Source organism: Dokdonia sp. MED134 (genome assembly GCF_000152925.2).
Classification (GTDB): domain Bacteria; phylum Bacteroidota; class Bacteroidia; order Flavobacteriales; family Flavobacteriaceae; genus Dokdonia.
This window is the reverse complement of sequence record NZ_CP009301.1, coordinates 3,130,001-3,155,858: the sequence shown is the minus strand read 5'-3', so window position 1 is coordinate 3,155,858 and position 25,858 is coordinate 3,130,001. Positions and strand designations below refer to the sequence as shown.

The 25,858-nt window shown below is 37.9% G+C and carries 21 protein-coding genes and 2 tRNA genes (1 of these 23 only partly in view); 17 read left to right on the top strand and 6 right to left on the bottom strand.

The window, feature by feature from the left end; genetic code table 11:
- Nucleotides 1-6 precede the first annotated feature (6 nt).
- Together MED134_RS13960 and MED134_RS13955 are read right to left on the bottom strand one after the other, a co-directional pair.
- A complete protein-coding gene (locus MED134_RS13960; RefSeq protein ID WP_038600364.1) occupies nt 7-1,530 on the bottom strand; it encodes an OmpP1/FadL family transporter in 1,524 nt (507 codons plus the stop codon).
- A 34-nt stretch (nt 1,531-1,564) separates the two neighbouring features.
- Nucleotides 1,565-2,689: a hypothetical protein gene (locus tag MED134_RS13955; RefSeq protein WP_052084258.1), complete on the bottom strand. Its 1,125-nt coding sequence runs from the start codon at nt 2,687-2,689 to the stop codon at nt 1,565-1,567.
- Nucleotides 2,690-2,790: 101 nt separating this feature from the next.
- Between MED134_RS13955 and proS the strand changes: the two genes are divergently transcribed.
- From proS to MED134_RS13905, 10 genes are all read left to right on the top strand, one after another.
- Nucleotides 2,791-4,269, top strand: a complete 1,479-nt coding sequence (proS, locus tag MED134_RS13950; protein WP_038600360.1) for a proline--tRNA ligase — start codon at nt 2,791-2,793, stop codon at nt 4,267-4,269.
- Between the two features lie 85 nt (nt 4,270-4,354).
- Nucleotides 4,355-4,426, top strand: a tRNA-Glu gene (locus tag MED134_RS13945).
- A 57-nt stretch (nt 4,427-4,483) separates the two neighbouring features.
- Nucleotides 4,484-4,555 (top strand) — tRNA-Glu (locus tag MED134_RS13940).
- Nucleotides 4,556-4,586: 31 nt separating this feature from the next.
- Nucleotides 4,587-4,838 (top strand): 30S ribosomal protein S20, encoded by a 252-nt coding sequence (gene rpsT / locus MED134_RS13935; RefSeq protein WP_038600357.1) that lies wholly within the window; start codon nt 4,587-4,589, stop codon nt 4,836-4,838.
- Between the two features lie 223 nt (nt 4,839-5,061).
- On the top strand, nt 5,062-5,412 hold the full coding sequence (gene rplS, locus MED134_RS13930; protein WP_035328245.1) for a 50S ribosomal protein L19: 351 nt from the start codon (nt 5,062-5,064) through the stop codon (nt 5,410-5,412).
- A 613-nt stretch (nt 5,413-6,025) separates the two neighbouring features.
- Nucleotides 6,026-8,248 (top strand): NADP-dependent isocitrate dehydrogenase, encoded by a 2,223-nt coding sequence (locus tag MED134_RS13925; protein WP_038600354.1) that lies wholly within the window; start codon nt 6,026-6,028, stop codon nt 8,246-8,248.
- Between the two features lie 123 nt (nt 8,249-8,371).
- Complete coding sequence (locus MED134_RS13920; protein WP_038601315.1) at nt 8,372-10,750, top strand: TonB-dependent receptor; 2,379 nt, start codon at nt 8,372-8,374, stop codon at nt 10,748-10,750.
- Nucleotides 10,751-10,756: 6 nt separating this feature from the next.
- Nucleotides 10,757-11,650, top strand: a complete 894-nt coding sequence (locus MED134_RS13915) for a DUF4249 family protein (RefSeq protein WP_038600351.1) — start codon at nt 10,757-10,759, stop codon at nt 11,648-11,650.
- A 77-nt stretch (nt 11,651-11,727) separates the two neighbouring features.
- Nucleotides 11,728-13,437, top strand: a complete 1,710-nt coding sequence (locus tag MED134_RS13910; RefSeq protein WP_038601313.1) for a M23 family metallopeptidase — start codon at nt 11,728-11,730, stop codon at nt 13,435-13,437.
- Nucleotides 13,427-15,895: a carboxypeptidase-like regulatory domain-containing protein gene (locus tag MED134_RS13905; protein ID WP_038600350.1), complete on the top strand. Its 2,469-nt coding sequence runs from the start codon at nt 13,427-13,429 to the stop codon at nt 15,893-15,895. Before MED134_RS13910 ends, MED134_RS13905 begins: the two co-directional genes overlap by 11 nt.
- A 2-nt stretch (nt 15,896-15,897) precedes the next feature.
- On the opposite strand, the gene MED134_RS13900 is transcribed toward MED134_RS13905, so the two are convergent.
- Entirely contained in the window at nt 15,898-17,055 is a 1,158-nt protein-coding gene (locus tag MED134_RS13900; RefSeq protein ID WP_038600347.1) for a cysteine desulfurase family protein, read from the bottom strand.
- A 210-nt stretch (nt 17,056-17,265) separates the two neighbouring features.
- On the opposite strand from MED134_RS13900, the gene MED134_RS14825 reads away from it, so the two are divergent.
- Nucleotides 17,266-18,198 (top strand): hypothetical protein, encoded by a 933-nt coding sequence (locus tag MED134_RS14825; RefSeq protein WP_052084257.1) that lies wholly within the window; start codon nt 17,266-17,268, stop codon nt 18,196-18,198.
- Here MED134_RS14825 and MED134_RS13890 read toward each other — a convergent pair.
- On the bottom strand, nt 18,188-18,736 hold the full coding sequence (locus tag MED134_RS13890) for a Smr/MutS family protein (RefSeq protein WP_035328232.1): 549 nt from the start codon (nt 18,734-18,736) through the stop codon (nt 18,188-18,190). The two genes, MED134_RS14825 and MED134_RS13890, sit on opposite strands and share 11 nt — an antisense overlap.
- Nucleotides 18,737-18,937: 201 nt before the next feature.
- Between MED134_RS13890 and MED134_RS13885 the strand changes: the two genes are divergently transcribed.
- Together MED134_RS13885 and MED134_RS13880 are read left to right on the top strand one after the other, a co-directional pair.
- Nucleotides 18,938-19,216 carry a DUF2752 domain-containing protein gene (locus tag MED134_RS13885; RefSeq protein ID WP_038600344.1) on the top strand — a complete coding sequence of 93 codons (279 nt, stop codon included), beginning with the start codon at nt 18,938-18,940 and terminating at the stop codon, nt 19,214-19,216.
- A gap of 15 nt (nt 19,217-19,231) precedes the next feature.
- Nucleotides 19,232-19,567 carry a CCC motif membrane protein gene (locus MED134_RS13880; RefSeq protein WP_035328227.1) on the top strand — a complete coding sequence of 112 codons (336 nt, stop codon included), beginning with the start codon at nt 19,232-19,234 and terminating at the stop codon, nt 19,565-19,567.
- Nucleotides 19,568-19,642: 75 nt separating this feature from the next.
- Here the strand turns inward: MED134_RS13880 and rocD are convergent, their stop codons facing one another.
- The gene (gene rocD, locus MED134_RS13875; protein WP_038600341.1) at nt 19,643-20,923 is read right to left on the bottom strand and encodes an ornithine--oxo-acid transaminase; all 1,281 of its coding nucleotides are present in this window, start codon (nt 20,921-20,923) and stop codon (nt 19,643-19,645) included.
- 211 nt (nt 20,924-21,134) lie between these two features.
- Between rocD and MED134_RS13870 the strand changes: the two genes are divergently transcribed.
- The 4 genes from MED134_RS13870 to MED134_RS13855 all read left to right on the top strand — a co-directional run bounded on the left by MED134_RS13870 (nt 21,135) and on the right by MED134_RS13855 (nt 25,078).
- Nucleotides 21,135-22,301, top strand: coding sequence for a mechanosensitive ion channel (locus MED134_RS13870; RefSeq protein WP_038600338.1), 1,167 nt, complete (start codon nt 21,135-21,137; stop codon nt 22,299-22,301).
- 167 nt (nt 22,302-22,468) lie between these two features.
- Nucleotides 22,469-23,884: a 23S rRNA (uracil(1939)-C(5))-methyltransferase RlmD gene (gene rlmD, locus MED134_RS13865; RefSeq protein WP_038600337.1), complete on the top strand. Its 1,416-nt coding sequence runs from the start codon at nt 22,469-22,471 to the stop codon at nt 23,882-23,884.
- On the top strand, nt 23,884-24,390 hold the full coding sequence (locus MED134_RS13860) for a DUF6452 family protein (RefSeq protein ID WP_038600334.1): 507 nt from the start codon (nt 23,884-23,886) through the stop codon (nt 24,388-24,390). The genes rlmD and MED134_RS13860 overlap by 1 nt, the downstream gene beginning before the upstream one ends.
- Entirely contained in the window at nt 24,353-25,078 is a 726-nt protein-coding gene (locus tag MED134_RS13855) for a DUF6048 family protein (protein ID WP_038600331.1), read from the top strand. Before MED134_RS13860 ends, MED134_RS13855 begins: the two co-directional genes overlap by 38 nt.
- 32 nt (nt 25,079-25,110) lie before the next feature.
- Here the strand turns inward: MED134_RS13855 and MED134_RS13850 are convergent, their stop codons facing one another.
- Nucleotides 25,111-25,858, bottom strand: partial view of a class I SAM-dependent RNA methyltransferase gene (locus MED134_RS13850; RefSeq protein WP_038601310.1) — the 3' portion only. The gene runs 401 nt beyond the window's last position; only the last 748 of its 1,149 coding nucleotides appear in the window; the start codon falls outside the window, past its right edge — the gene reads right to left on this strand; it ends in the stop codon at nt 25,111-25,113.

Below are 25,858 nucleotides of genomic sequence, written 5' to 3'. Positions count from 1 at the left end.
TGACTTTTATAAGCTTAGTGTAAGTGTTGCTATAATAGATGTATTATCACTTGCCACTGTCGTGCTATTGGTCAAGCCCGTACTGTATAAAGAAGTAGTGCGATCTTGTGTAAAATTGTCATAAGCAACATCTACTTTTACATTTCCAAAATTATAACCTACACCTGCCGAATAACCTGTTAACTCACTTACGGTTGTTTCATCTTTAAAAGGGCTATCTTCATATCTGTAACCTGCTCTAAAGCTCCACTCTTGTGCTCTTATCTCTCCTCCTAGCCTGAGTGCATTTACTGGCTGGAGTAAATTATCTATTGCAGCATTTTGAGCATTAAAGAAGGCATCACTCTCTGGTCTAAAACTTAAGGCAGTGTAATCTTTATATGAATAATCTAAACTTATAAGTCCTTTTTTACCAAAAAGATATGCGGCACTACCTGTATATTTACCCGGTGACTTGATCTCATAGCTCTCATACACATTAGTTACTCTAGGGTTAACTACAGTAGTAAATACGCCAGCATCATCTACCGCGGTGGTTGTGATTCTTTGTGTGGTTTCTTCATCTATTGTTGTCCAAGTAGGAGAGTCATATGTAAATCCTAATCTTAAATTATCAGTTACTTTTGAAATTGCTCCTAGTTGAAAAGAGAAGCCGCTTCCTATAGTTCTTAAATTATTTTCAAAACGAATATCGGTAACGTTTGTAAATCCCTCATCTGGGCCAGCATCGTTAGACTCAAACAGCACCGTAGATTGATTATAATCTAAAAAATGAGAGTTTAAGTTGAGGCCTAAGTAAAGATTATCATTATACTGCGCTCCAATGTTAAAAGAAGCTTTGCCGCTATACCCTTCTGAAGCAAATAGATACTCTTGCTCATAGGCTTCGCCTACCGTATTTACAAAATACTCTGTATTGCCTGGATCATTTGTTAAGGGATCAAGAATAAATGATTGATATCCTAATAATGCTTGCTGTGCTCCAAAACCTTCAGTCTCTCCTAGAAATTGATATAAATCAGTCACAGACTCACCGTCAAGAGTTTCTAGTAAATCAAGAGGTACTCCTTGCGCAAAATCTGAAAAATATGAAGATATCGAGTTTGTATTAGTGCCTATAGCTCTATATTGATTGTCAAGGTTGCCTATGCGGTCATAGTTAAATCCTAAAGAAAATTTATTCCATCCCGAGTTTCCAGCTCCATCTATGATAAAAACTCCTCCTGCTTGGTTAAGGGAAAGATCTGTGTCTGAAGAGCTCGTACTATTTCCTAAAAATGTGGTTGTGTTATCTAAATTGTCATTAGACAAAGAGAAAGAAACCGTTCCTTTTGTAAATACAGCACTTGAGGCTGGATTATCACCTATAGCACTAAGGTCACCACCTAGTGCTCCAAAGGCACCACCCATCGCTCTATACCTGGCTGTACCTGTTGTGTTTGAAGTACTATAATTAAGTGCTTCTGCTATACTTTGGGCAAAAGTTGTTCCTGAGGCCGAAATGGCCAGTATTAAAAATAATTTTTTCATATGTAGTTTTTATTGCTAAATGAACTGTGTAGGATTATCCTCTACGACCTCCGCTTCTGCTTGAACTTGAAGTAGATCTTGATCCGCTACTTCGAGATGAAGAAGAAGACGGTCTGCTATAAGAACTCCTTCTAGATGAAGAGCTTGGTCTAGACGTTGGTCTTGATGGTCTAGAAGATGGCCTTGCTTTACTTCCGCTAGGTCTTGAAGAAGGTCTTGATTGAGTTCCACTAGGTCTAGTAGGACGGCTATTAGGCCTTGTTGTAGGTCTTGTTCTTGAAGACGGTCTTGAGTACGTATTAGGTCTAGAACCTGTAGAGGGTCTTTGTGCACTATTAGGCGTGCCTCTAGACACTCCATTTCTATATGTACCATTACGGCTCGAAGTAGGTCTTGCTGTGCCTTTGTTACGGCTGTAAGTTGCTCTACTTCTAGATGAAGTTCTTAGTCTCGACCTTGAGGCAGCAATAGCATCTGTAGCGCCCATTCTTCTTCCAGAACTATTTATAGATCTTCTACCAGCACTATAAGCTACTCGATTACCATTATACCTATGATTTGCATACCCGTAGTTAAAATTATTAAAACGATTAAAGTTACCATAGTAGTAGAATGGACTATAGTAAGCAAATCCACCTCCCCAAAAAGGATTGTAATAAGCACCACCATACCAAGGCGACCAGAAGTTTCCTCCCCATCCAAAGCCTCTACCCCAGCCTAAACCACCGTTCCAACCTAAACCACCCCAGCGATTCCATCCCCAAATAGGACTATTGTTATAGATTGTAACCTGCACATCTTGAACCTCATCACCCCAAGCACCATAGCCAGTAGCAGATTCAAAATCTGTTCCGTCTACGTAGATAGCATTGCTATCTTCAGAAGAATATTCTTCTATATCTGTGAATATAGCTCCCTCTCCTTCTAACTCACCGAGCTCTTGTGCACCTTTTTCAAAATAGTTCTTATAAACTTGAGTATTTGATCCGTTAGAAGAAGTTTCTTCTTGCGAAGTGGCATTAGCAGATTCATTACTGCTGTATATACCATCGTCATCATAAACTTGCTGTGAGGCACTACAAGCAACAAGTAATGTAGCTGCAAGTGCAGATAAAGATAAACTCTTAATTGAAGTTCTGAGTGATGTAGAAAAATTCATATCGGTGCTGTTTTAATTGTTGCTTGGTGTAAAAATACCTAATTTCGCTTGGTAATTTTACGTTAAGAGAAGACACAATATTTGTGCCAAAATAGATTTTTATGGGCAAGAAACTCACAAAAAGAAGTGAAGATTATTCAAAATGGTATAATGAACTAGTAGTTCAAGCAGACCTTGCAGAAAACTCTGCTGTACGTGGTTGTATGGTTATAAAACCATATGGTTACGCAATCTGGGAAAAAATGCAAGCAGAGCTCGACCGTATGTTTAAAGAGACTGGGCACGAGAATGCTTACTTCCCATTATTTGTACCAAAAAGTTTATTTGAGGCAGAAGAGAAAAATGCAGAAGGTTTTGCAAAAGAATGTGCCGTAGTAACACACTACAGGTTAAAGACAGATCCAGAAGATTCAAGCAAACTTATAGTAGATCCTAATGCAAAACTAGAAGAAGAATTAATAGTAAGACCTACAAGTGAAGCTATTATATGGAATACTTACAAAGGCTGGATACAGTCATATAGAGATTTACCATTACTTATTAATCAATGGGCAAATGTTGTAAGGTGGGAAATGCGTACACGCCTTTTCTTAAGAACTGCAGAGTTTTTATGGCAAGAAGGACATACTGCACACGCAACAAAAGAAGAAGCACTAGAAGAGGCTGAGCTTATGAATAATGTGTATGCAGAGTTTGCAGAAAACTTTCTTGCAGTCCCAGTTATAAAAGGAGTTAAAACAGAAAGTGAACGCTTTGCAGGTGCAGATGAGACCTATTGTATAGAGGCGCTTATGCAAGACGGTAAAGCATTACAAGCAGGAACATCTCACTTCTTAGGTCAGAATTTTGCAAAAGCATTTGATGTAAAATTTACTTCAAACCAAGGAAAACAAGAGCACGTTTGGGCAACCTCTTGGGGGGTGTCAACACGACTTATGGGAGCACTAATTATGACTCATAGTGATGATCAAGGCTTAGTACTACCTCCTAACCTAGCACCTTTTCAGGTAGTAATTGTTCCTATTTATAAAAATCAAGAGCAGCTAGATGCTATATCTCAAGTGGCAAATGAACTTGTACAAGATTTAAAGCTACACGGTGTATCGGTAAAATTTGACAATAGAGATACCCACAAACCAGGATGGAAGTTTAATGAGTATGAACTCAAAGGAGTTCCTTTAAGAATAGGCATAGGCCCAAAAGATCTAGAAAAGCGCACAGTAGAATTAGCACGAAGAGATACCTTAACAAAAGAATTTGTAGCAAAAGAAACTGTTGTAGATACCGTAATAACGCTACTTAAAGAAATTCAAGAAAACTTATATAATAAAGCCAGAGATTACAGAGATAGTCATATAACAACTGTGGATAACTTTGAAGACTTTAAGGAAACCCTTGACACCAAAGGTGGTTTTATAAGTGCTCATTGGGACGGCACTACCGAGACTGAAGACAAAATTAAAGAAATAACAAAAGCAACGATAAGATGTATTCCGCTTAACGCGAAAAATGAAGAAGGTATATGTGTATATTCTGGTAAAAAATCATTGCGTAGAGTACTGTTTGCCAAGGCCTACTAAAAAAGTTTTAAAAAAACTTTCAAATTGGTTTGCATCATCTAGAAATATGTTTATTTTTGCATCCGCAATTTAAGCGATTGTTCTAGGCCCGTTCGTCTATCGGCTAGGACGCATGGTTTTCATCCATGTAAGAGGGGTTCGATTCCCCTACGGGCTACAATTTTTGATTTACAATTCTAGAGGCTATATTGAGAAGTATGATACTAGAATTAATGGCCCGTTCGTCTATCGGCTAGGACGCATGGTTTTCATCCATGTAAGAGGGGTTCGATTCCCCTACGGGCTACAATTTTTATAATTATTTAGAAAAAACAATAATGGCAAATCACAAGTCAGCTTTAAAGAGAATTAGAAGCAACGAAGCAAAGCGTCTTAGAAATCGTTACCAGCACAGAACGACTCGTAACGCAATCAAAAGATTACGCGATATGACTGAACAAAAAGATGCTCAGGCTTTATATCCGGCTGTAGCTTCTATGATTGACAAGTTAGCTAAGCGCAATATTATACACAATAATAAAGCTGCTAACCTTAAATCTAAGCTTGCAAAGCACGTAGCAGCTCTTTAAGAGATCTACGCTTTAGACATACTAAGAACTTCTATAGGACTATGGAGGTTCTTTTTGTTATTTAAAATGTTGCTTAATATTGCTTTCGCGAAAGCGTAAAGAATAAAATTAAGACGCACTTTGAACAACTTAAAACCGCAAGTAAAATTGCACCCGCTTAGGTTAACCTCTGACGATGATCGTGAATGTTGCCCTAACGTAAAACCAATTTAACATCCATAAAATGGAAGATTTAGTAAAATTCGTACAAGACGAATTCATCCCAAAAAATGATTTCCCAACCTTTGCAGCAGGTGATACTATCACTGTGTACTATGAAATTAAGGAAGGTGAAAAAAGTAGAACACAGTTCTTTAGAGGAGTTGTGTTACAATTAAGAGGTACTGGAAGAACTCAGACTTTTACAATTCGTAAGATGTCTGGTACTGTAGGTGTAGAGCGTGTATTCCCGCTTAACCTTCCAGCTATCCAGAAGATTGAAGTAAACAAAAGAGGTATTGTACGTCGTGCACGTATCTTCTACTTTAGAGGTCTTACAGGTAAGAAAGCTCGTATCAAAGAGAGACGCGGATAGTCTTACTGGACAATTTTATTCTAAAAGCTTCACTTTTATAGTGAGGCTTTTTTTTTATGAACAAAAGTTAAGAACTCAAGTTAATAACTGGTTGAAAATTAAATAAATACATTTTAAACTAACGAGTCAAAACTATTACTACATTTATGTAGTTCTAATCCACTAGACGATTTTAACCATCCAGAAAACTACAATAGTATTACCATATTATTTTAGTTAAGTTGTGGTTACTAATAAGACCCGCTGCACAAGCTAGATGAGTAGATATTGTAAATCATCTACTTATTAAATAATCTTAAGTAACGCGACACCCCTGAGATAGTTTGTTTTATATTGACAAACAACACTATTTCAGCAGAAATTGAACGGTTACAGTCATTAAAACACTGTTATAAAACTTCAAGGGTTTACCGGTAAAGCAATTTCTAAAAAGCCATATCAACGTACTTTGTACAGGGATATGGCTTTTGTCTTAAAAAAATGTTTATTTCTTCACAATTATAGGGGTTTTCTACCATCTTAGCATTGCAAGTATTCTAAGCTATTGGCTATATTTGCTAGGCTTGCTCAGCAAGTAAATTTCAATTGATTTATTAAATAAAAAAACTCCTGAATGGCGACAGATAAAACCACCATTAAATATACACTTACGGATGAAGCTCCTATGCTTGCAACACATTCATTCCTCCCTATCGTAAAGCGCTTTACAAAATCTTCTGATATTGAGATGGAGCTAGTGGATATCTCTCTAGCTGGTCGTATCATAGCAAACTTTTCTGAATATCTTACAGAAGATCAAAGACAGGAAGATGCGCTTGCAGCACTAGGAGAACTTGCAAAAAAACCAGAAGCAAATATTATAAAGCTTCCTAATATATCTGCTTCTATACCACAGCTCACAGCGGCTATAAAAGAATTACAGAGTGATGGATATGCAATTCCAGATTTTCCGGAAGAGCCTACAACAGATGAAGAAAAATCAATACGTGCAAGATTTGCAAAAGTACTAGGTAGTGCTGTTAACCCAGTACTACGTGAGGGTAACTCAGACAGACGTGCACCTAAGCCAGTTAAGCAATATGCTCGCAATAACCCGCACAGTATGGGTGCTTGGAGTGCGGACTCTCAGTCTCACGTGGCAACGATGTCTCACGGAGACTTTAGAAACAACGAAAAGTCTGTTACAATTAAAGAGGCAGGCAACATACGTATAGAACACGTAGATGCTGCTGGTAAAGTAACAGTACTCAAAGCCGAGACTCCGGTTCTTGCAGATGAGATTATAGATGCTTCTCTTATGGAGAAACAAGCGCTTATAAACTTTTTAGAAACACAAGTTGCAGATGCAAAGGAGAAAGATCTTTTATTCTCTCTGCATATGAAGGCAACAATGATGAAGGTTTCTGATCCAAAAATATTTGGTCACGCAGTAAAAGTATTTTTTGCCCCAGTATTTGAAAAGTATGGTGCTACTCTTGATAAAATAGGGGTAGATGTAAATAATGGTTTTGGAGATTTACTTGCCAAAATAGAGGAATTACCAGCATCTGAAAGAGAAGAAATCAAGGCGGCTATACAGGCTTGTTATGATGCTCGTCCAGACCTAGCTATGGTAAACTCAGATAAAGGTATCACAAACCTACACGTACCAAGTGATGTAATTATAGATGCATCTATGCCAGCTATGATACGCGCTTCTGGACAAATGTGGAATGCACAAGGAAAGCAACAAGATACTAAGGCAGTTATACCAGATAGTAGCTATGCAGGTGTTTTTCAAGAAACTATAGAGTTTTGTAAAAAGCACGGTGCCTTTGACCCTACTACTATGGGTACAGTACCTAATGTAGGTCTTATGGCTCAAAAAGCCGAAGAATATGGGTCTCACGATAAGACTTTTGAAATACCTGCTGCAGGAACAGTACGTACGGTAGACAATGCAGGTAACGTTCTTACAGAACACGCGGTAAACGAAGGTGATATCTGGAGAATGTGTCAAGTAAAGGATGCACCTATACGTGACTGGGTAAAACTTGCTGTAAGTCGTGCGAGAGCAACTGGATCTCCAGCTGTATTCTGGCTAGACAGTGAGCGTGCACACGATGCAGAGCTTATTAAAAAAGTAAATCTTTATCTTAAAGATCACGATACAGAGGGACTAGATATACAGATTATGTCTCCTGTACTAGCGACACGTTTCTCACTTGAGCGTATTAAAAATGGTCAAGACACTATCTCAGTAACTGGAAACGTACTGCGTGATTACAATACAGACCTTTTCCCAATACTTGAAGTAGGGACCAGTGCAAAAATGTTATCTATTGTGCCACTTATGAATGGCGGTGGACTTTTTGAAACAGGTGCTGGAGGATCTGCGCCTAAGCACATACAGCAGTTTCTAGAAGAAGGTCACCTGCGTTGGGATTCTCTTGGAGAATTTCTTGCACTAGCGGTGTCACTAGAGCACGTGGCTACTACTAAGGGTAATGAGAGAGCACAAATACTTGCAGATACACTAGACGAGGCGACTATCAAGTTTTTAGAAAACAGAAAATCACCTTCTCGTAAAGTAAACGAGTTAGATAACCGTGGTAGTCACTTCTACCTTGCATTATACTGGGCACAAGGACTAGCTAGCCAAACTAAAAATGCAGATCTAGCTGCAGAGTTTGCTCCTATTGCAAAAGCAATGGAAGAAAATGAGCATACTATCATAAATGAGCTTAACGCAGCACAAGGAAGTCCTCAAGATATAGAGGGTTACTACAGTGTGAGTAGCGATAAAACATTTGCAGCAATGCGACCAAGCGCTACTTTTAACGCGATTATAGATTAAGGTTTTTACGCTTTCGCGAAAGCGTAATCATCACCGACAAAAGCCTCTTCAAAAATGAAGAGGCTTTTTATTTTTAACAAGTTTATCGGTATTTTGTCACTAGCTTTACTTCAAATCTTTACAATGAAAAATATTTTATACGTACTGATATTTTTAGGGTCGTTACACCCCCTACTCTCTCAAGAAAAATACACCTTGAGCGGTACCATTACAGATGTATCTAGTAATGAAACCTTGATAGGAGTAAGCATCTTGTTTCCTGAGCTTAATGATGGTGTTGTGACTAACTCATATGGCTTCTACTCTATCACCTTGCCCGAGGGTACTTATAAGGTACAGGTGAGCTACTTAGGCTATAAAGATGTAATAGAAACTATAGAGCTCAACAAAGATATACGTAAAAATATAGCTCTCTCTACATCACTAGAGCAACTCGATGAGATTGTCATAGAAGAGAAAGTAGAACGTGTGAGAATACGTAAACCACAAATGAGTGTAAATGCACTCACCTCTGAGACTATAAAAAGTATTCCCGTTGTATTAGGAGAGGCAGACGTTATAAAGGCTATATTGCTGCTACCAGGCGTAACGAGTGCTGGTGAGGGAGCTTCTGGCTTTAACGTCAGAGGTGGCGCTGCAGATCAAAACTTAATTCTTCTAGACGAGGCTACTATTTTTAACTCCTCACACCTCTTTGGTTTCTTTTCGGTTTTTAACCCAGATGCTATTAAGGATTTGAAACTATATAAAGGAGGGATACCAGCTAGATATGGTGGACGGGTGTCTTCTGTACTAGATATTTATCAAAAGGAAGGTAACAGCAAGAAAACAAAAGTTACAGGAGGTATAGGAGCTGTGGCAAGTAGACTGCTGGTAGAAGGACCTATTGTAGAGGATAAAGCGGCTTTCCTTTTTGGCGGTAGAGCCTCTTATGCACATTTATTTTTACCACTATTTGATATAGATAATAAAGCATATTTCTACGACCTTAATACAAAGATTAATTATAAGATCAATGATAATAATAGCTTGTATCTATCTGGTTATTTTGGCCGAGATCTTTTTAGCGTAAGCGATAGTTTTAAAAATGTATATGGTAATGCGGTAGGTAATTTGAGATGGAACCATATTTTTAGCGACAAGCTATTTTCAAACGCCTCTCTTATTTATAGCGATTACTACTACGGGCTTGATCTAGACTTTGTAGGCTTTGAGTGGAACTCTGGTATTAACAATATAAATATCAAATATGATCTCACTCACTATCTTAATGACAAGATGAAGATCTACTCAGGTATTAATAACTTATACTATACTTTTAATCCTGGTAAAATTCAACCTAATGGTCCAGACTCTGGAATTATAGAAGAGCAACTGGTTAAGAAATATGCAAATGAGTTTGCTGCATATGTAGACGTAGAACATAAATTATCGCAAAACCTGACAGTGGAGTATGGTTTACGTTTTAGTAATTTTACGAGATTAGGACAAGACGAGGTTAATATTTACAGTAATGACCAGCCAGTATCTTTTGATCCTTTCTTGCTTATATATCAAAGCGAAGACCCTATAGGAGTAGATACCTCTTTTTCACGAGGAGATAAACTCGCTACTTATAATGCGCTTGAACCTCGAATTGCAGCTTCTTATGCTTTTAATGACGATACATCAATTAAAGCGAGTTACACGAGGCTAGTACAATACTTACATTTATTATCTAACACAAGCTCCCCTACTCCGCTTGACATCTGGACACCCAGTGGCCAGTATGCAGCACCACAACAACTAGATCAATATGCCATAGGTTATTTTAAAAATCTTGAGATAGGAAACAGCGAGTACACTATAGAAACCGAGGCTTTTTATAAAGACATAGATGGCCGTATAGACTACATAGATGGAGCCCAGCTTATTGCAAATGAAGCCATAGAGCAAGTTATTTTACAAGGTGAGGCTAGAGCCTATGGTCTTGAGTTTTTACTACGTAAAAATGATGGAAAATTTAAAGGTTTTCTAGCTTATACCTTATCAAAATCTGAACAACGCACACCAGGAAGAACACCAGAAGAGCTAGGCATAAACCGCGGGCAGTGGTATAACACACCTTACGATAAAACTCACGACATCTCTATGAATCTCAATTATGAGCTTAATGACAAGTGGAAATTTGGTAGTAACTTTTTATTCCAAACTGGACAGCCGACTAACTTCCCTGTGGGTCAATTTGAGTTTCAAGGTATAGTTATCCCTACTTACGGTCCTCGTAACGAGCAACGATTACCTAATTACCATAGACTAGACTTAAGCGCGACACTTACCCCAGAAAAAAATAAGAACAGATCGTGGCAGTCAGAGTGGGTTTTTAGTATTTACAATGCCTATAACCGTCGAAATGCCGCTTCTATAAACTTTAGACAAAACGCAGACACTGGTAATAACGAGGCAGTAAGAACAGCCATTTTTGGAATCATTCCTGCGGTTACCTATAATTTTAAATTTTAGTAAGAGATGAGATATATAACACTCCTTATAGCATTACTACTAGTATTTACATCGTGTGAAGATGTAATAGATGTAGATCTTAATGATGAAGACCCTCGCCTTATAGTAGATGCCTTAATACGCATAGATACTACGCAGCAATTAACAGCGGCAAACATTAAAGTCTCCCTATCTTCATCGTTTTTTGGTGAGATACAACCAGCAGAAGTAGAAAGTATGTTTATTCAAAAAGCAGATGAGTCTGGTTTTGTACCCTATGAGGCTGTACCAGGTGAGCCTGGTGTTTACAGACCCTTTGCTACCACAGTCTCTCCCGTAGCAGATAACAAAATAGTAACAAGCTGGCTCACTAGCGATTCTGAGTACTTAATATTTGTAACGCATCAAGATCAAGACTATTTTGCTAGAACAAACTTCGCTCCCTCTGTACCCATAGATACGGTAGAGCAAGGCGATGGTGGGCTTTTTGACCCAGATGATAAGGAGGTGACTATCGCCTTTACAGATATTCCAGATGATGATAACTATTATGTGATAGATCTAGACTTTAATGAATATCTCCCTACAGAAGACCGCTTTTACCAAGGGCAACAATTTGAGTTCTCCTATTTTTATGACTCAGATGATACTCCTCTCAACCCTGGAGACACTATAGACATAAGCATTCTAGGCGCAGATGAGCAGTTTTATGACTATATGAATGGACTTCTAGAACAAAGTCAGCAAGGAGAAAACGGTCCTTTCCAGACACCTACTGCCACGGTAAGGGGTAATTTTCTTAATATTACTGATATAGATAATATAGATCAGTTTGATAATTTAAACAGACCAGATGCGTTTATTCTAGGGTATTTCTCATTATCGCAAGAGTTTTCGGCGAGCTTAGTTATTGAGGAATAGTGTTGCGCTTTCGCGAAAGCGGACTTATCACCACCGTCATTTTTAATTATACAAAGCTATTACTTACTTTAGTACCTATGTCTAAAAGATTGCTATTATCATTTGCGCTAGTCCTGATAACTGGATTAATATATTCTCAAAATGAAATTCCTGAAAATTACTTTGTAAATCCGCTAGATGGCGAGCTTGTACTTGCTGGAAGTTTTGGAGAGCTACGTAGCAACCATTTTCATAGTGGGCTTGATTTAAAAACACAGCGCAGGACTGGCTTACCCGTTTATGCAGCAGCCGAAGGTAGTATCACACGCATAAAAATATCTCACTACGGTTATGGGAAAGCTATTTATGTGGCTCACCCTAATGGTTATACCACCGTGTATGGGCACTTACAGAAATTTTGTCCAGAGGTAGAAGCTTACATCAAGAGCGCACAATACAAAAAACAGTCTTATGAGATTGAGCTATTTCCTAAAAAAGGAGAGCTCACCATAGGCAAGGGAGAAATACTTGCATATAGTGGAAACACAGGAAGTAGTGGCGGCCCTCACCTACATTTTGAAATACGTGATGGTAACTCGAGACCTATGAATCCATTCTTATTTGGACTCAACGCAAAAGACACTAGAAAGCCTACCATAAATCATCTTAGGGCTTACCCTATAGGTGATCAATCAACCATCAATAAAGGAACCGAAGCTATAGATGTGCGCCTCACTCAAAAGGCAGACGGGAGTTACCAAGCCGAAAATATAAAGGCAAAAGGCTCGATAGGATTTGCAATAGGTACCATAGACCAGCAAGATCTAGCAAATAATAAGAATGGGATTTATGCCATTACAACGTCATTAAACGGTGAGACCAATTTTGAGGTAAAAATGGATAAATTCTCCTTTGCAGAAACCAGATACCTCAACCGAATGATAGATTATGGGTTATATAAAGATAAAAGAAAGCGCGTACAGAAATTGTTTATAGAGAGAAACAATCCGCTTAGTATATACACTCAGCAGGTTGATAACGGTATACTTACAATAGAAGATAGTCTTGCTTACCAATACCAAATTAAAGTAAAAGATTATGCTCACAACGAAGTGATCATAAACATACCCATAAGCGGGACTAGTGATACTATCTCCCCAAGAAACACAGCTACCAACTTCAAAGACTTTGTATACAGTGACCAAGGGTACAATTTTAACGAAGGAAAATTTGAAGTTTATATACCCAAAGGAGCATTTTATGATGACTACTTTTTAAATCTTAAAGCAGAAGGTGACAAACTCACTTTACACAAAGATGTACTACCAGTGCATAAAAATATAAGTATCTCATATGACCTATCTGGTTATAATGAGGTAGATCGCGATAAGTTATATCTAGGTAGAATAAATTACAAAGGTGATGTGTATTACAGCAACACTCGTATTAAGGATAATAAACTACAAATTAACACACGTACCCTGGGAGAATATACAATTGCAAAAGACACAGACCCGCCAGTGGTAAAGGCTAGTAACTTCACAAAAGGTAAATGGATGTCAAAATATCGCTACCTTAAATTTGAGATAAAAGACCTGGCGAGTGGTATAAAGGGATACCGTGCTACAGTAAATGGTAAGTTTATCTTACTTGAGTATGAGCCAAAAACCAAAACACTTACACACGATTTTAACGATAATGCCGTTACAGATACTAAGAACGAACTCAAACTTATCGTGACTGATAATGTGGGAAATAGTACTACATTTGAAACTACATTCTTTAGAAAACCATCCATTGAAAAATAACTACCTCCTACTCATCCTACTTTTATGTTTTACAACTCTAGGTCTTGCCCAAACGGCAACTATAAGAGGCATCATACTAGATGATAAAAACACACCTGTACCAGGAGCTTCTGTTGCATTTATGGGAGATGGTACTGTTACAAATGACAATGGTTTTTATGTAATTGTGATTCCTGCAAATGAGGACATCGCAATATCTTATACCTATGTAGGTTTTAAAAAGATAACACAAACCTTCAACCTTAAAGCAAATGCCGATATTGAGTTTAACCCAGTATTAAAAACCGATATTGAACAACTAGGTACAGTTATTATTACCACTACTACCAGGCAGCGTGTAGAAGGCGTGACTACCATAGCTCCAGAGACTATACGCAAGACACCAGGTGCAAATGCGGGAGTAGAAAATCTTCTCAAGTCATTACCAGGAGTGAGTAATAATAATGAGCTAAGTACACAATATGCTGTGCGCGGTGGTAACTTTGACGAGAACCTAGTATACATTAATGAAATAGAAGTTTACCGTCCATTTTTAGTACGCTCTGGACAGCAAGAAGGATTGAGTTTTGTAAACAGTGATCTAGTTCAAAATGTAGCTTTTAGTGCTGGAGGATTTCAGGCAAAATATGGAGACAAGCTATCTTCTGTACTTGACATTACCTATAGAAGGCCTGTAGATTTTGCGGCCAGTGCAGATGCCAGCCTTCTAGGCGGTAGTATCTCTGGTGAAGGAATTTCTAAAGACGGGAGATTTACAGCACTTGCAGGTGTACGTTATCGCGATAATAGCCTTCTTGTAAATGCAAAGCAAACAGAAACTAACTTTAAACCACGTTTTTTTGACGCTCAGTCATTGCTTACGTATAAGTTTACAAATAAATTTCAACTAGACTTTTTAGGGAACATTGCGATAAATAAATATGACTATGAGCCACTTACACGACAAACCAATTTTGGTAGCCTTACAGATCCTCTAGCCCTTATTGTCTTTTATGAAGGTCAAGAAGAAGATAAGTATGAGACTTACTTTGGAGCCTTAAAAGGTACTTACCAACTTAATGAGCATACCACACTCAAAGTTTTAGGATCTGCATATCACACACAAGAGCAAGAGTATTTTGATATTTTTGCAGACTATCGTTTAGGAAGACCTAATACTAATATAGGTGATGAAGACCTAGGTGATGTAGAGTTTACACAAGGTATAGGCTCACAACTTACACACGCTCGTAATGATCTAGATGCACTTTTTATAAATGTAGAGCATAAAGGAACGTATCTAAAAGATACAAACCAGATAGATTGGGGCATTAAATATACTCGTGAAGATATACGTGATAGACTAGAAGAATATGAGGTTATAGACTCTGCTGGATTTTCTATAAGACCACCTATAGGAGATTTTACAAATGAGCAACCTTATGCGGCATTTGATGCGCCTCTTGAGCCCTTTACAAACATACGTGCCCGTAATAATGTGCAGATTAATAGACTCTCTGCTTATGGACAATACAGTAAACGTACCGAGATAGGAAATAACGAGCTCTGGATAAATGCTGGAGTACGAGCACAACAGTGGACGGTAAGCGGAGATAATATTGAGAGTACAACACAAACCGTGGTAAGCCCGAGAGCACAACTTAGTTTAAAACCTGGTGGCAACTCAGATATGATTTTTAGACTATCTGGAGGTCTCTATGCACAACCTCCTTTATATAGGGAGTTGAGAGACTCACTGGGACAGGTACGACCAGATGTAAAAGCACAAAAATCTTTTCATCTTGTAGCTGGCCACGACTGGAGTTTTAATCTTTGGGAACGCCCTTTTAAACTAGTGACAGAAGCATATTATAAAGGTCTTACAGATGTAAATCCATATACCTTAGAAAATGTACGCATACGTTACAGAGCTACAAATAATGCCACGGCAAGAGCTTATGGTATAGATACCAGACTTAATGGTGAGTTTGTACCAGGTACACAAAGCTGGATAAGTCTAGGTGTACTGCGCACAGAAGAAAATATAGACAATCAAGGATATATACCAAGACCTACAGATCAACGATTAAAGGTTGCTTTTCTATTTCAAGACTACGCGCCTAATATTCCTAGTTTGAAACTTTACATTAATATGGTATACCAGACAGGCCTACCAGGAGGATCACCTAGTTATGCAGATCCTTATGTGTTTTCAGAATTACCTAGGTTGAGAGATTATTTTAGAGCAGATGCAGGTATAAATTATGTCTTTACAGATGCATCAAAACCGTTCCCAAAAGGTCACTGGCTACACGTCTTTAAGGATCTTACGGCTGGTTTTGAAATCTATAATATATTTGATAGACAGAACTCAATTACAAACACCTTTGTAAGAGACGCAAGTACACAACAGCAGTTTGCAATTCCTAACTTTTTATCTCCTAGAGTTTTTAATGTACGAGTATCTGCTAAGTTCTAGACCTACGCAGGTACACCTTCTAGGAACTCTTTAAGAACGCTTATCACGTAGTCTACCTCCTCTTGTGTATTATACTTTGAGAAAGAAAAACGCACGCTAGGCTTTTTAAGATCATCTTCAGATAAGATTTCTTGAAGTACGTGTGATCCTTTATCACTCCCACTCTGGCAAGCGCTTCCTTTAGAGCAAGAAATACCCTTCATATCTAATTGAAAAAGCAGCAATAATGCCTTTTCTGAAGCAATAGGTAAGCATACGTTAAGTAAGGTATATGTACTCTTTTCTGGATTGCTACAATTCCCATTAAGTTTTACACTAGGGATTTCTTTTTTAAGCCTTTCGGCGAAATAGGTTTTTATCCCTTTCACATAATTGCTCTCTTCTTCAAGATGAGTATATGCACATTGCATTGCCGTCTCAAGTCCTGCAATATTATGTACACCCTCTGTACCAGCTCGTAAACCACGCTCTTGTGAACCTCCAAAGATAAGTGGCTTAAGACCACTATTTTTTCTTATAAATGCAAATCCTACACCTTTTGGCCCGTGAAATTTATGACCAGCAGCCGCTACAAAATCTACAGGAACCTCCTGAAGGTCTATAGCATAATGGCCAATGCTTTGCACCATATCTGAGTGTACTAGTGCTCCATATGATTTACACATAGTCGCGATTGCTTTTATGTCTATCATATTACCCACCTCATTATTAACGTGCATAAGGCTCACGAGCGTTTTTGTATCATTTGATGCGAGCATTTCTTCTAGCTTTTTTTCGTCTGGAGTGCCACATTCTTTTAAGGGAACGTACTCTAGTAAAATGTTATAGGTTTTTGCTGCTTCTTCTGCTGCGTGTAGCACTGCGTGATGCTCTATACGTGAGGTAATAATACGTTGTACTCCTAGATCTCGAGCGGCGCTATTTATGACAAGATTATCTGCCTCTGTACCTCCAGATGTAAAAATAATCTCTCCCGCAGTAACATTAAGAATCTTTGCTATGGTTTTACGCGCACTTTCTACGTGACTTTTTGCGGTGCGACCTACGGCGTGTGTAGAAGATGGATTACCAGGCACCTCTCTCATAACCTCCATCATACGTTCTAATACTTCTTGACGTATTTGAGTGGTTGCAGCATTATCAAAATAAACCTGAGACATAAACGTTATTCCTTAGGGGATTAGTCTACAAAAATAACTAAAATATCCCGACAGCTCTTACACTTTAGCGTTTCTATATGATGAGCAAGGTTGTACCAAATGGGCACATTGTAACAAGTAAATGCAGGGTGTTAATGCTGTTTAAATAAGTTTTTTCGCGAAAGCGTAATTACATCTCTTTACCCTATTTTTGTCATAAACATAATTTATATGAAAAAGCTTCTAGCCTTAGTTATCCTTTCTTTTATCGCTACCTCGTGTGACGATGGTGATCTTATAGTCACAGAGATAGATTTTGATGATCTTGAGCTAGAACTTTGTACAGATAGCGAGTATGTATTTTATAAAATTAACACGAGTACTAACGAGACGCTAGCACTACAGTTTTCAACCACTCAAGATATTTTTGGAGGAGTAGATGAACTTGATGACATTACACTCTCTGGTGATGACCAAGTTTCATACAGACGTTTTAATGACGCGGTATCTAGTGATTACTTTTGTAGCCTTATACCACCTGCAACACCGGTGGTGGCAGAAGAGTTTATAAGTACAGAGGGAGAAGTGCTCATTACAAGATCAGGGACCGAAACTGATGAGGATGGCATACCTTCTGAGATAGAAGACCCAGAAGGTGTCGCGGGTACTGCAGATCTTAAGGATACTGATGAGGATGGCATTCCAGACATATTAGACTCTGATGATGATGGTGATAACGTACCTACAGAGCTAGAAGGTGTGGTTCTCAATGAAGACGGGACTGCTATAGATACAATGCTCTCTAGAGATACAGATGGCGATGAGATACCAGATTACCTTGACCCAGATGATGATGGTGATGGCGTGCTCACACGCAACGAAGATGCAAATATGGATCTCAACCCAGCAAATGACAACTCAAATCCAGATAATCCTACCGAAGATGATTACTTAAATCCAGCTATTGCGGTAGAAACTACTGTAAATGAGTATCGTGATAACGAGTATGTTATTACAGACTTCCAGATATCTATATTTACAAGGTTACTTGTGTATATAAATCCTGCAAACCAAGATGAGCAGCGTGATGAGTCTACTCAAAATTTTGGGGTATATACATCACCAGACGTTGTTATAACAGAAAAGCCAGATTTTAACGAGTAGTGGCGTTTTGGTACAGGTAGACCTCGGTTGCTCCTGCTCCATATTTTTGAAAATCTGCATCATAAAATTTAATACCGTCATACCTACGTAGTAAAGTATAGAGCTCCTCTCGCAGTACGCCCTCACCTACTCCGTGTATAAAAACCATTTTTGGGATGCGCTTTCGTATGGCAAAATCTAGTTGACCTCTTGCCGTATCAAGCTGTAGGGTGAGTATCTCATAATTGCTCATACCACGCTTAGATTTTACAAGTTTATTAATATGTAGATCTACCTCAAACATAGGAGCATTGCGCTCTTTTGCAGAGACTTTTGGCGCTTGTCGTCTTTTAGGCTGCTCTTTTTCAGAGATTACACTATCTGGTACATAAGCAAGATCGCTGTTAAGTCTATCATCTATAATGGGTATGAGTTCGCTTTCTCGAAAGCGTAAAATAAACCCATCACTATCTTCTACAAGTATCTCTCCATCTACCGTCTCTACTACCAGACCTTCAAAATCGTCATCTAGTGCTTGTACGCGTGTTCCTTTTACCATAACATAGAAGTATTAAACCTTATAGGTAAAAATAAGCATTGTGTATAAAATGAATCTAGATACTGACTTTATACTGCTTTCTTATATTGCATAAAATATTGCATTTTTTATCGCATAAGAAGGGCTATCTCCTCTAATAGTTATTAAATTTGAGAGCGCTTGTATAATAACTGAAGCGTTTACACACTTAGAGTGACCTGAATGGAAGAATATATGCTACCCTGTATGAATAAGAAATACCTCGGTTTTGAGTGTATGGGGTGCGGCATACAGCGTTCTATTGCTTTGATACTAAGAGGTGAGTTTGTAGAAGCATTTTTTATGTATCCTGCTATTTATCCGCTTGTGTTATTATTTTCACTTCTCATTCTTAATCAATTTATTAGTATTAAATATGCTAATAAGGGTATCATAATTTTAGCTATATTGACAGTCGCTACAATTATTGTGAGCTACATTATAAAAATGACAACTAACTAATTAACCACTCAAAAAATGGAAAAACAAAAATTACCTAATGTAACGATATCTCTTGTACTAGGGATTATATCATTTATTGCTTGTTGTTTTACATCAGGTTTTGGAGGAGTAGTGCTTTCGGGTATTGCATTATTTCTAGCAAACAAAGACAAGAAAACAGCTGCCGAAGATCCAGAACTTTATGAAAACTATGGACAGTTAAAAACAGCAAGAATCATTGCTATCATAGGTCTTGTACTAGGTGCTTTAATGGTATTAGCTTTTATAGGTATGCTAATCGCTTTTGGAGGATATGCTGGTATGGAAGAATGGCAACAACAGCAACTAGAGCAAATGGGAGGTTCTTACTAATAAGGAATCCTAATTATATATAAAAAGCCGCTTCATAACTGAAGCGGCTTTTTTGCTTTATATCATTAAGAGTTATTACTTCTCAAATTGCTTAAGCGTTTTTGTAATAATCGCAACACATTCTAGTAATTGCTCTTTAGTCATTACAAGCGGTGGTGCAAAACGTATGATATTACCGTGTGTAGGTTTTGCTAGTAATCCATTATCACGTAAAGCGATACAAATATCCCAAGCGGTAGAGCTATCTTCTGTATCGTTAATGAGGATGGCGTTAAGTAGTCCTTTACCACGTACACCATTTACAATAGAGCTTGTCTCAATAAACTTTGCAAGCTCTGCTCTAAAGAGTTCACCTAGCTCTTGTGCATTATCTGCAAGCTCTTCATCTTTAATAACCTCAAGTGCTGCAATACCAATAGCCGCTGCAACCGGATTTCCTCCAAAGGTACTACCGTGGTTACCAGGCTTTATTACACTCATAATATCATCATTTGCTAGTACTGCAGATACTGGATATGCACCTCCAGATAAGGCTTTACCTAGTATTAAGATATCTGCTTTTACCTCTGGTGTACCAGAACAGTGCTTATCTACACAATCGCAGTTACCACAGGTAGCTAGTAAACGTCCTGTTCTTGCTATACCTGTCTGCACCTCGTCTGCTATAAAGAGTACATTATGTTTTTTACACAGTTCTTTTGCCGCTGCTAGGTAACCCTCACTAGGTACATATACACCTGCTTCTCCTTGTATAGGCTCTACTAGAAAACCTGCTATATTAGAACTGCTGTTAAGTGCTTCTTCTAAGGCTTTAAGATTATCATACTCTATTTTAATAAATCCTTTTGTGTAAGGACCAAAGTTTTTACGAGCCACAGGGTCGTTAGAAAATGAGATGATGGTTGTGGTTCTCCCGTGAAAGTTGTTCTCACATACTATAATCTCTGCCTCGTTCTCGTCTATTCCTTTTACCTCATAAGCCCACTTTCTACAAAGTTTAAGAGCTGTCTCTACTGCCTCTGCACCTGTATTCATAGGTAAGAGCTTGTCATAGTTAAAAGTCTCTGTAGCATACTTCTCAAACTTACCTAGCATATCGTTATAGAATGCTCTTGATGTAAGTGTAAGTGTTTGTGCTTGACTTGTCATTGCTCCTACAATTTTAGGATGACAATGACCTTGATTTACTGCCGAGTATGCAGATAAAAAATCAAAGTATTTTTTTCCTTCTACGTCCCAGACGTAAACGCCTTCTCCCTTTGAAAGTACAACTGGAAGCGGGTGGTAGTTGTGTGCTCCGTACTTGTCTTCGAGAGCGATTGCCTGTTGTGATGTAAGTTGATCAACAGTGGCCATAATGTGTAAGTTTTTTTATTCTATAATTTACAATTCCTAATTCTTAACAATTATGTCAGAGGAGAGAAATCAACCTCATAAAACATAGTACAACTGTGTATTATGTCGTGTTTTATATGCATTTCATCTTTAATGCCTTGATGCTTCTAGAAATAAAATAGCACCCTAAGTAATCGAAGTACATTTGACTAAACTAAAATAATTAATCAAAATGGACTATCTCAACGATTTACTTAAAAACTTAAGTAGTGGTGATTACTTAATCAACGCACTTGTAGCTATACTACTTCTTATAGTAGGTATATTTATAGCAAAGCTACTCAAAAAATTAACTGCAAAGATCATTAAAAAGAGTGGTCTTGATGAGAAATTAAAAAGTGACACCATCACTTTATCAAAATTTATATCAAAACTAGTTTACTTACTAGTAATGATATTTGTTTTTACACTTGTGCTAGGTCGTTTAGGTCTTACCTCTGCCCTAGACCCACTTAAAAATATGCTAGATGATTTTCTAGGCTTCATACCTCGCATAGTAGGTGCCGGTCTTGTAACATACATAGGGTATATGCTGGCAACAATCGTTGCAGAGTTTGTAGGAATGTCTGGAGATACCATACGTAAAGCACTGCCTAAATTAAAAATCTCTACTAAAATTGATGTTGTAAACATCCTTAAGAAGATAGTTTTCATTTTTGTATTTATACCATTACTTATTGTAGCACTTAATATACTAGAGATGGACTCTATCTCTATACCGGCAACTACAATGCTATCTAGCTTTATGGCTGCTATACCAAAAATAGCTGTTGCAGCAATAATCCTTCTTGCCTTTACAATAGGTGCTCGTTTCTTAAGTGGTCTTGTAAAAGATCTTCTTAACGGGATGAATATGAATGCTACACTTCAAAAAATGCAACTTGATAAAATGACGGGCAACACAAATGTGGTAAACCTTATAGGTAACATTGTTTACTTTTTTATCCTCCTTTTTGGTATCACTACCGCTATAGAAAAGTTAGAGTTTAAACAACTTTCAGAAATCTTTGCAACTATAAATGTATATGGTGGTAAAATATTATTTGGACTTGTTATTCTAGTAATAGGTAACTGGATTGCAAGCATCGTTTATAAAAATATGGCAGCCAAAGAAAATGCTTTCTTAGCATCTATCGTACGTATGGCTATCATCGCTATCTTCCTTGCAATAGGGTTAAGCACGATGGGCATTGCAGATGAGATTATTAACCTTGCCTTTGGTCTTACACTTGGTACTATAGCACTTACAGTGGTTCTGAGCTTTGGTCTAGGAGGTAGAGAAGCTGCAGGAGAGCAAATGAAAAAAATCTTACATAAGTTCAACAATAAAGTTGACTAACACCTCATAAATAATTCCCTCAATAATTAGGCTACTATATTTTCATAGTAGCCTTTTTTTATGCTCTAGTGATTACAAAACACAAGGAGCGTCATACTTTACAAACTATTGATAATCTCTTATAATTTTCGGAAAATAGCTTTATTATAAATCCTACTTTTGCCACTATGGGTAGACGTAAAACTAATCGTAAGATTTTTGAAAATATAGCCGTAACAGATGCCGGCGCAAAAGGTAAAGCCATAGGTCACGCACCAGATGGTAAGGTGTTATTTATAAACAACGCTGTACCAGGAGATGTAGTACACGTACAGACTACAAAAAAACGTAAAGCCTACTATGAGGGTACTGCAACAGAGGTGGTTACGCTTTCGCGAAAGCGTACAGAACCACAATGCCAGCACTTTGAGTTTTGTGGTGGTTGCAAGTGGCAGCATATGGATTATAAATACCAGCTTGAGTACAAACAGCAAGAGGTAGTAAATAATCTAACCCGCCTAGGAAAAATTGAATTACCAGAAGTGACTCCTATTGCCGGAAGCAAAGAGCAGTACTTCTATAGAAATAAAATGGAGTTTGGATTTTCTGACTCAAAATGGCTCACACTAGAGCAAATAAAAAGTGGCGAGATGATAGAAGATCGCAACGCCCTTGGTTTTCATATTGCAGGTATGTGGGATAAGATTCTTGATATTGAAAAATGTCACCTACAGCGCGACCCTAGTAATGCTATACGTAATGGTATAAAAGAATTTGCTACCGCAAATGATATGGCTTTTTACAATGCCAGAAATCAAGAAGGTCTTTTACGCACGCTTATGATACGCACCTCTACTACTGGGGAGCTTATGGTACTCGTACAGTTTTATAAGGAAGATGTACAAAAAAGAGAACTACTTCTTAACTACATAAAAGACACCTTTACAGAGGTTACATCTTTACTATATGTAATTAATGGTAAGGGCAATGACACCATTTATGATCAGGAGGTAATTTGTTATGCAGGGCGTGATCACATCTTTGAAGAGATGGAAGGCCTTAAGTTTAAGATCAATGCTAAGTCCTTTTACCAGACTAACTCAGAACAAGCATACGAGTTATATAAAATTACAAGAGACTTTGCTGGCCTTACAGGTAATGAGCTTGTATATGACTTATATACAGGTACAGGAACTATCGCACAGTTTGTTGCAAAAAAAGCTAAAAAAGTGATAGGTGTAGAGGCTGTACCAGATGCTATCACTGCTGCAAAGGAAAATGCAAAACTTAATGGTATAGAAAATGCTGAGTTCTTTGTAGGGGATATGAAGAAGGTTTTTAACTCAGAGTTTATTGCCACACACGGTGAGCCAGATATTATAATAACAGACCCACCTAGGGATGGTATGCACAAAGACGTTGTAGACCAGATATTAAATATCTCACCTCAAAAAATTGTATATGTAAGCTGTAATAGTGCAACACAAGCAAGAGATCTTGCGTTACTAGATGACGTGTATAAGGTAACTAAGGTACAACCTGTAGATATGTTTCCTCAAACTCATCACGTAGAGAATGTTGTACTTTTAGAGAAAAGATCATAATGAAAAAACTCTTTTATATACTGTTACTCATTATATGCTTTGGGCAAAGCGCCTGCGAGCGTGATGACATTTGTGCAGAGACTACACCCACTACTCCACTGCTTATTATAAAGTTTTATGATGCAGACAGCCCTTCAGATCCCAAAGCTCCTAACAATCTTGCTATCGTAGCAGAAGGATCTATACCAGAAGATACAGGCTTTACAGTGAGTGCAGGCATAGACAGTATTGCTATCCCTCTACGTACTATAGAAGATGTTACAACCTACTCATTTATAATAAACTCTCAAGAAGAAGATGACGAGCCTATAAATGTAGATGACCTAGTGTTTACCTACATACGCGATGAGGAGTATGTAAGCAAGGCTTGCGGCTTTAGAGTGATATATGATGAGTTACTGGCAGAACTAGTTCCTCAAGATGATGGCTCTTGGATACAGAATATTATAATAGAAAACCCAACGGTAAATGATCAAGTTGAAGCACACATTAGTATTTTTCACTAGCCTACTTTTTACCGTTATATCTGCTGGTGTTAGTGCTCAAGATATAGGAGAAGAAGCTATAGCAATTGACACAGTAGTAAAAGTCCCTACAGATTACTACGGCCTCAGAGTAGGTATAGATTTATCAAAACCTGTACGATCTTTTCTTGATGACAACTACACAGGATTTGAAGTAGTAGGCGATTTTAGAATAAAGAAAAACTACTATCTAGCCGCAGAGTTAGGTAACGAAACCAAAGTAACAGATCTACCCAATATTGAGAATACTACAAAAGGTAGTTACGTAAAAGCCGGTTTTAATTACAATGCTTATGAGAACTGGTTTGGGATGAATAACCTAATCTATGCAGGTGTACGTGCTGGTTTTTCTAGTTTTAGTCAAGAGCTAGACAGCTATACCATATACACTACAAATCCTCTTTTTGGTGATGACACAAGACTAGACTCCCAAGATTTTTCTGGACTCAATGCTACTTGGCTAGAGCTTAAATTAGGTCTAGAAGTAGAACTTTTTAGTAATATCTATCTAGGTGTTAATGTTCAGATTAAGAGATCTATCACAACAAAAGATCCAGATGGATATGCAAATCTTTATATTCCGGGCTTCGGTAAAGTTACAGAAGACTCTACGGTAGGTGTGGGTTATGGATATACGCTATCATATCTTATCCCTATTTTTAAAAAGTAGGGGATTAATTACGCTTTCGCGAAAGCGTACAACTATTCATTATCATCTTGATACTTAGCCTTCTTGCTTCCCTCGTACATCTCATATTTAACCAGACGACTTTCTAAACTACCGTTAAAACACTTAATTTTTCTACTAGGTCTAAGCCCCACGTGCTTAAGCGACTCCATATTAGAAGTAATCATCCAGGCGTGAGATCCAGGATAACCACCTTTAAGTGTATCACCTATCTCTTTGTAAAACGCTTCCATCTCTATAGGTAAACGCTCACCATAAGGTGGGTTAAACACCATTTGTAAGAAGTCATTACCTTGTTTTTTAGTTTCAAAAAAGTTCTTCTCACTTATAGTGATAAAATCTGAAAGCTGTGCGTTTTTTACATTTTCGCGAGCCTTCTCTACGGCAGATGGTGCTTTATCATAACCCGTAATCGTGTATCTAAAATCTTTAACACGTTTAAGAGCAGATGCCTCTATGAGTTCATACAGATCTACATCCCAATCTCCCCATTTTTCGAAAGCAAATTCTTTTCTATTTAAGTTTGCAGGCACATTACAGGCTATCATTGCAGCCTCTATACACATTGTACCAGACCCACACATAGGATCAAGAAAATCTGACTGACCGTGCCAGCCACTCATTATAATTAATCCCGCAGCGAGTGCTTCGTTAATAGGTGCAATATTTGTCGCAGTTCTGTAACCACGATGGTGTAATGATGCCCCACTACTATCTAGTGACAATGTACACCAGTTGTCTTGTATATGGACGTTGAGCCTA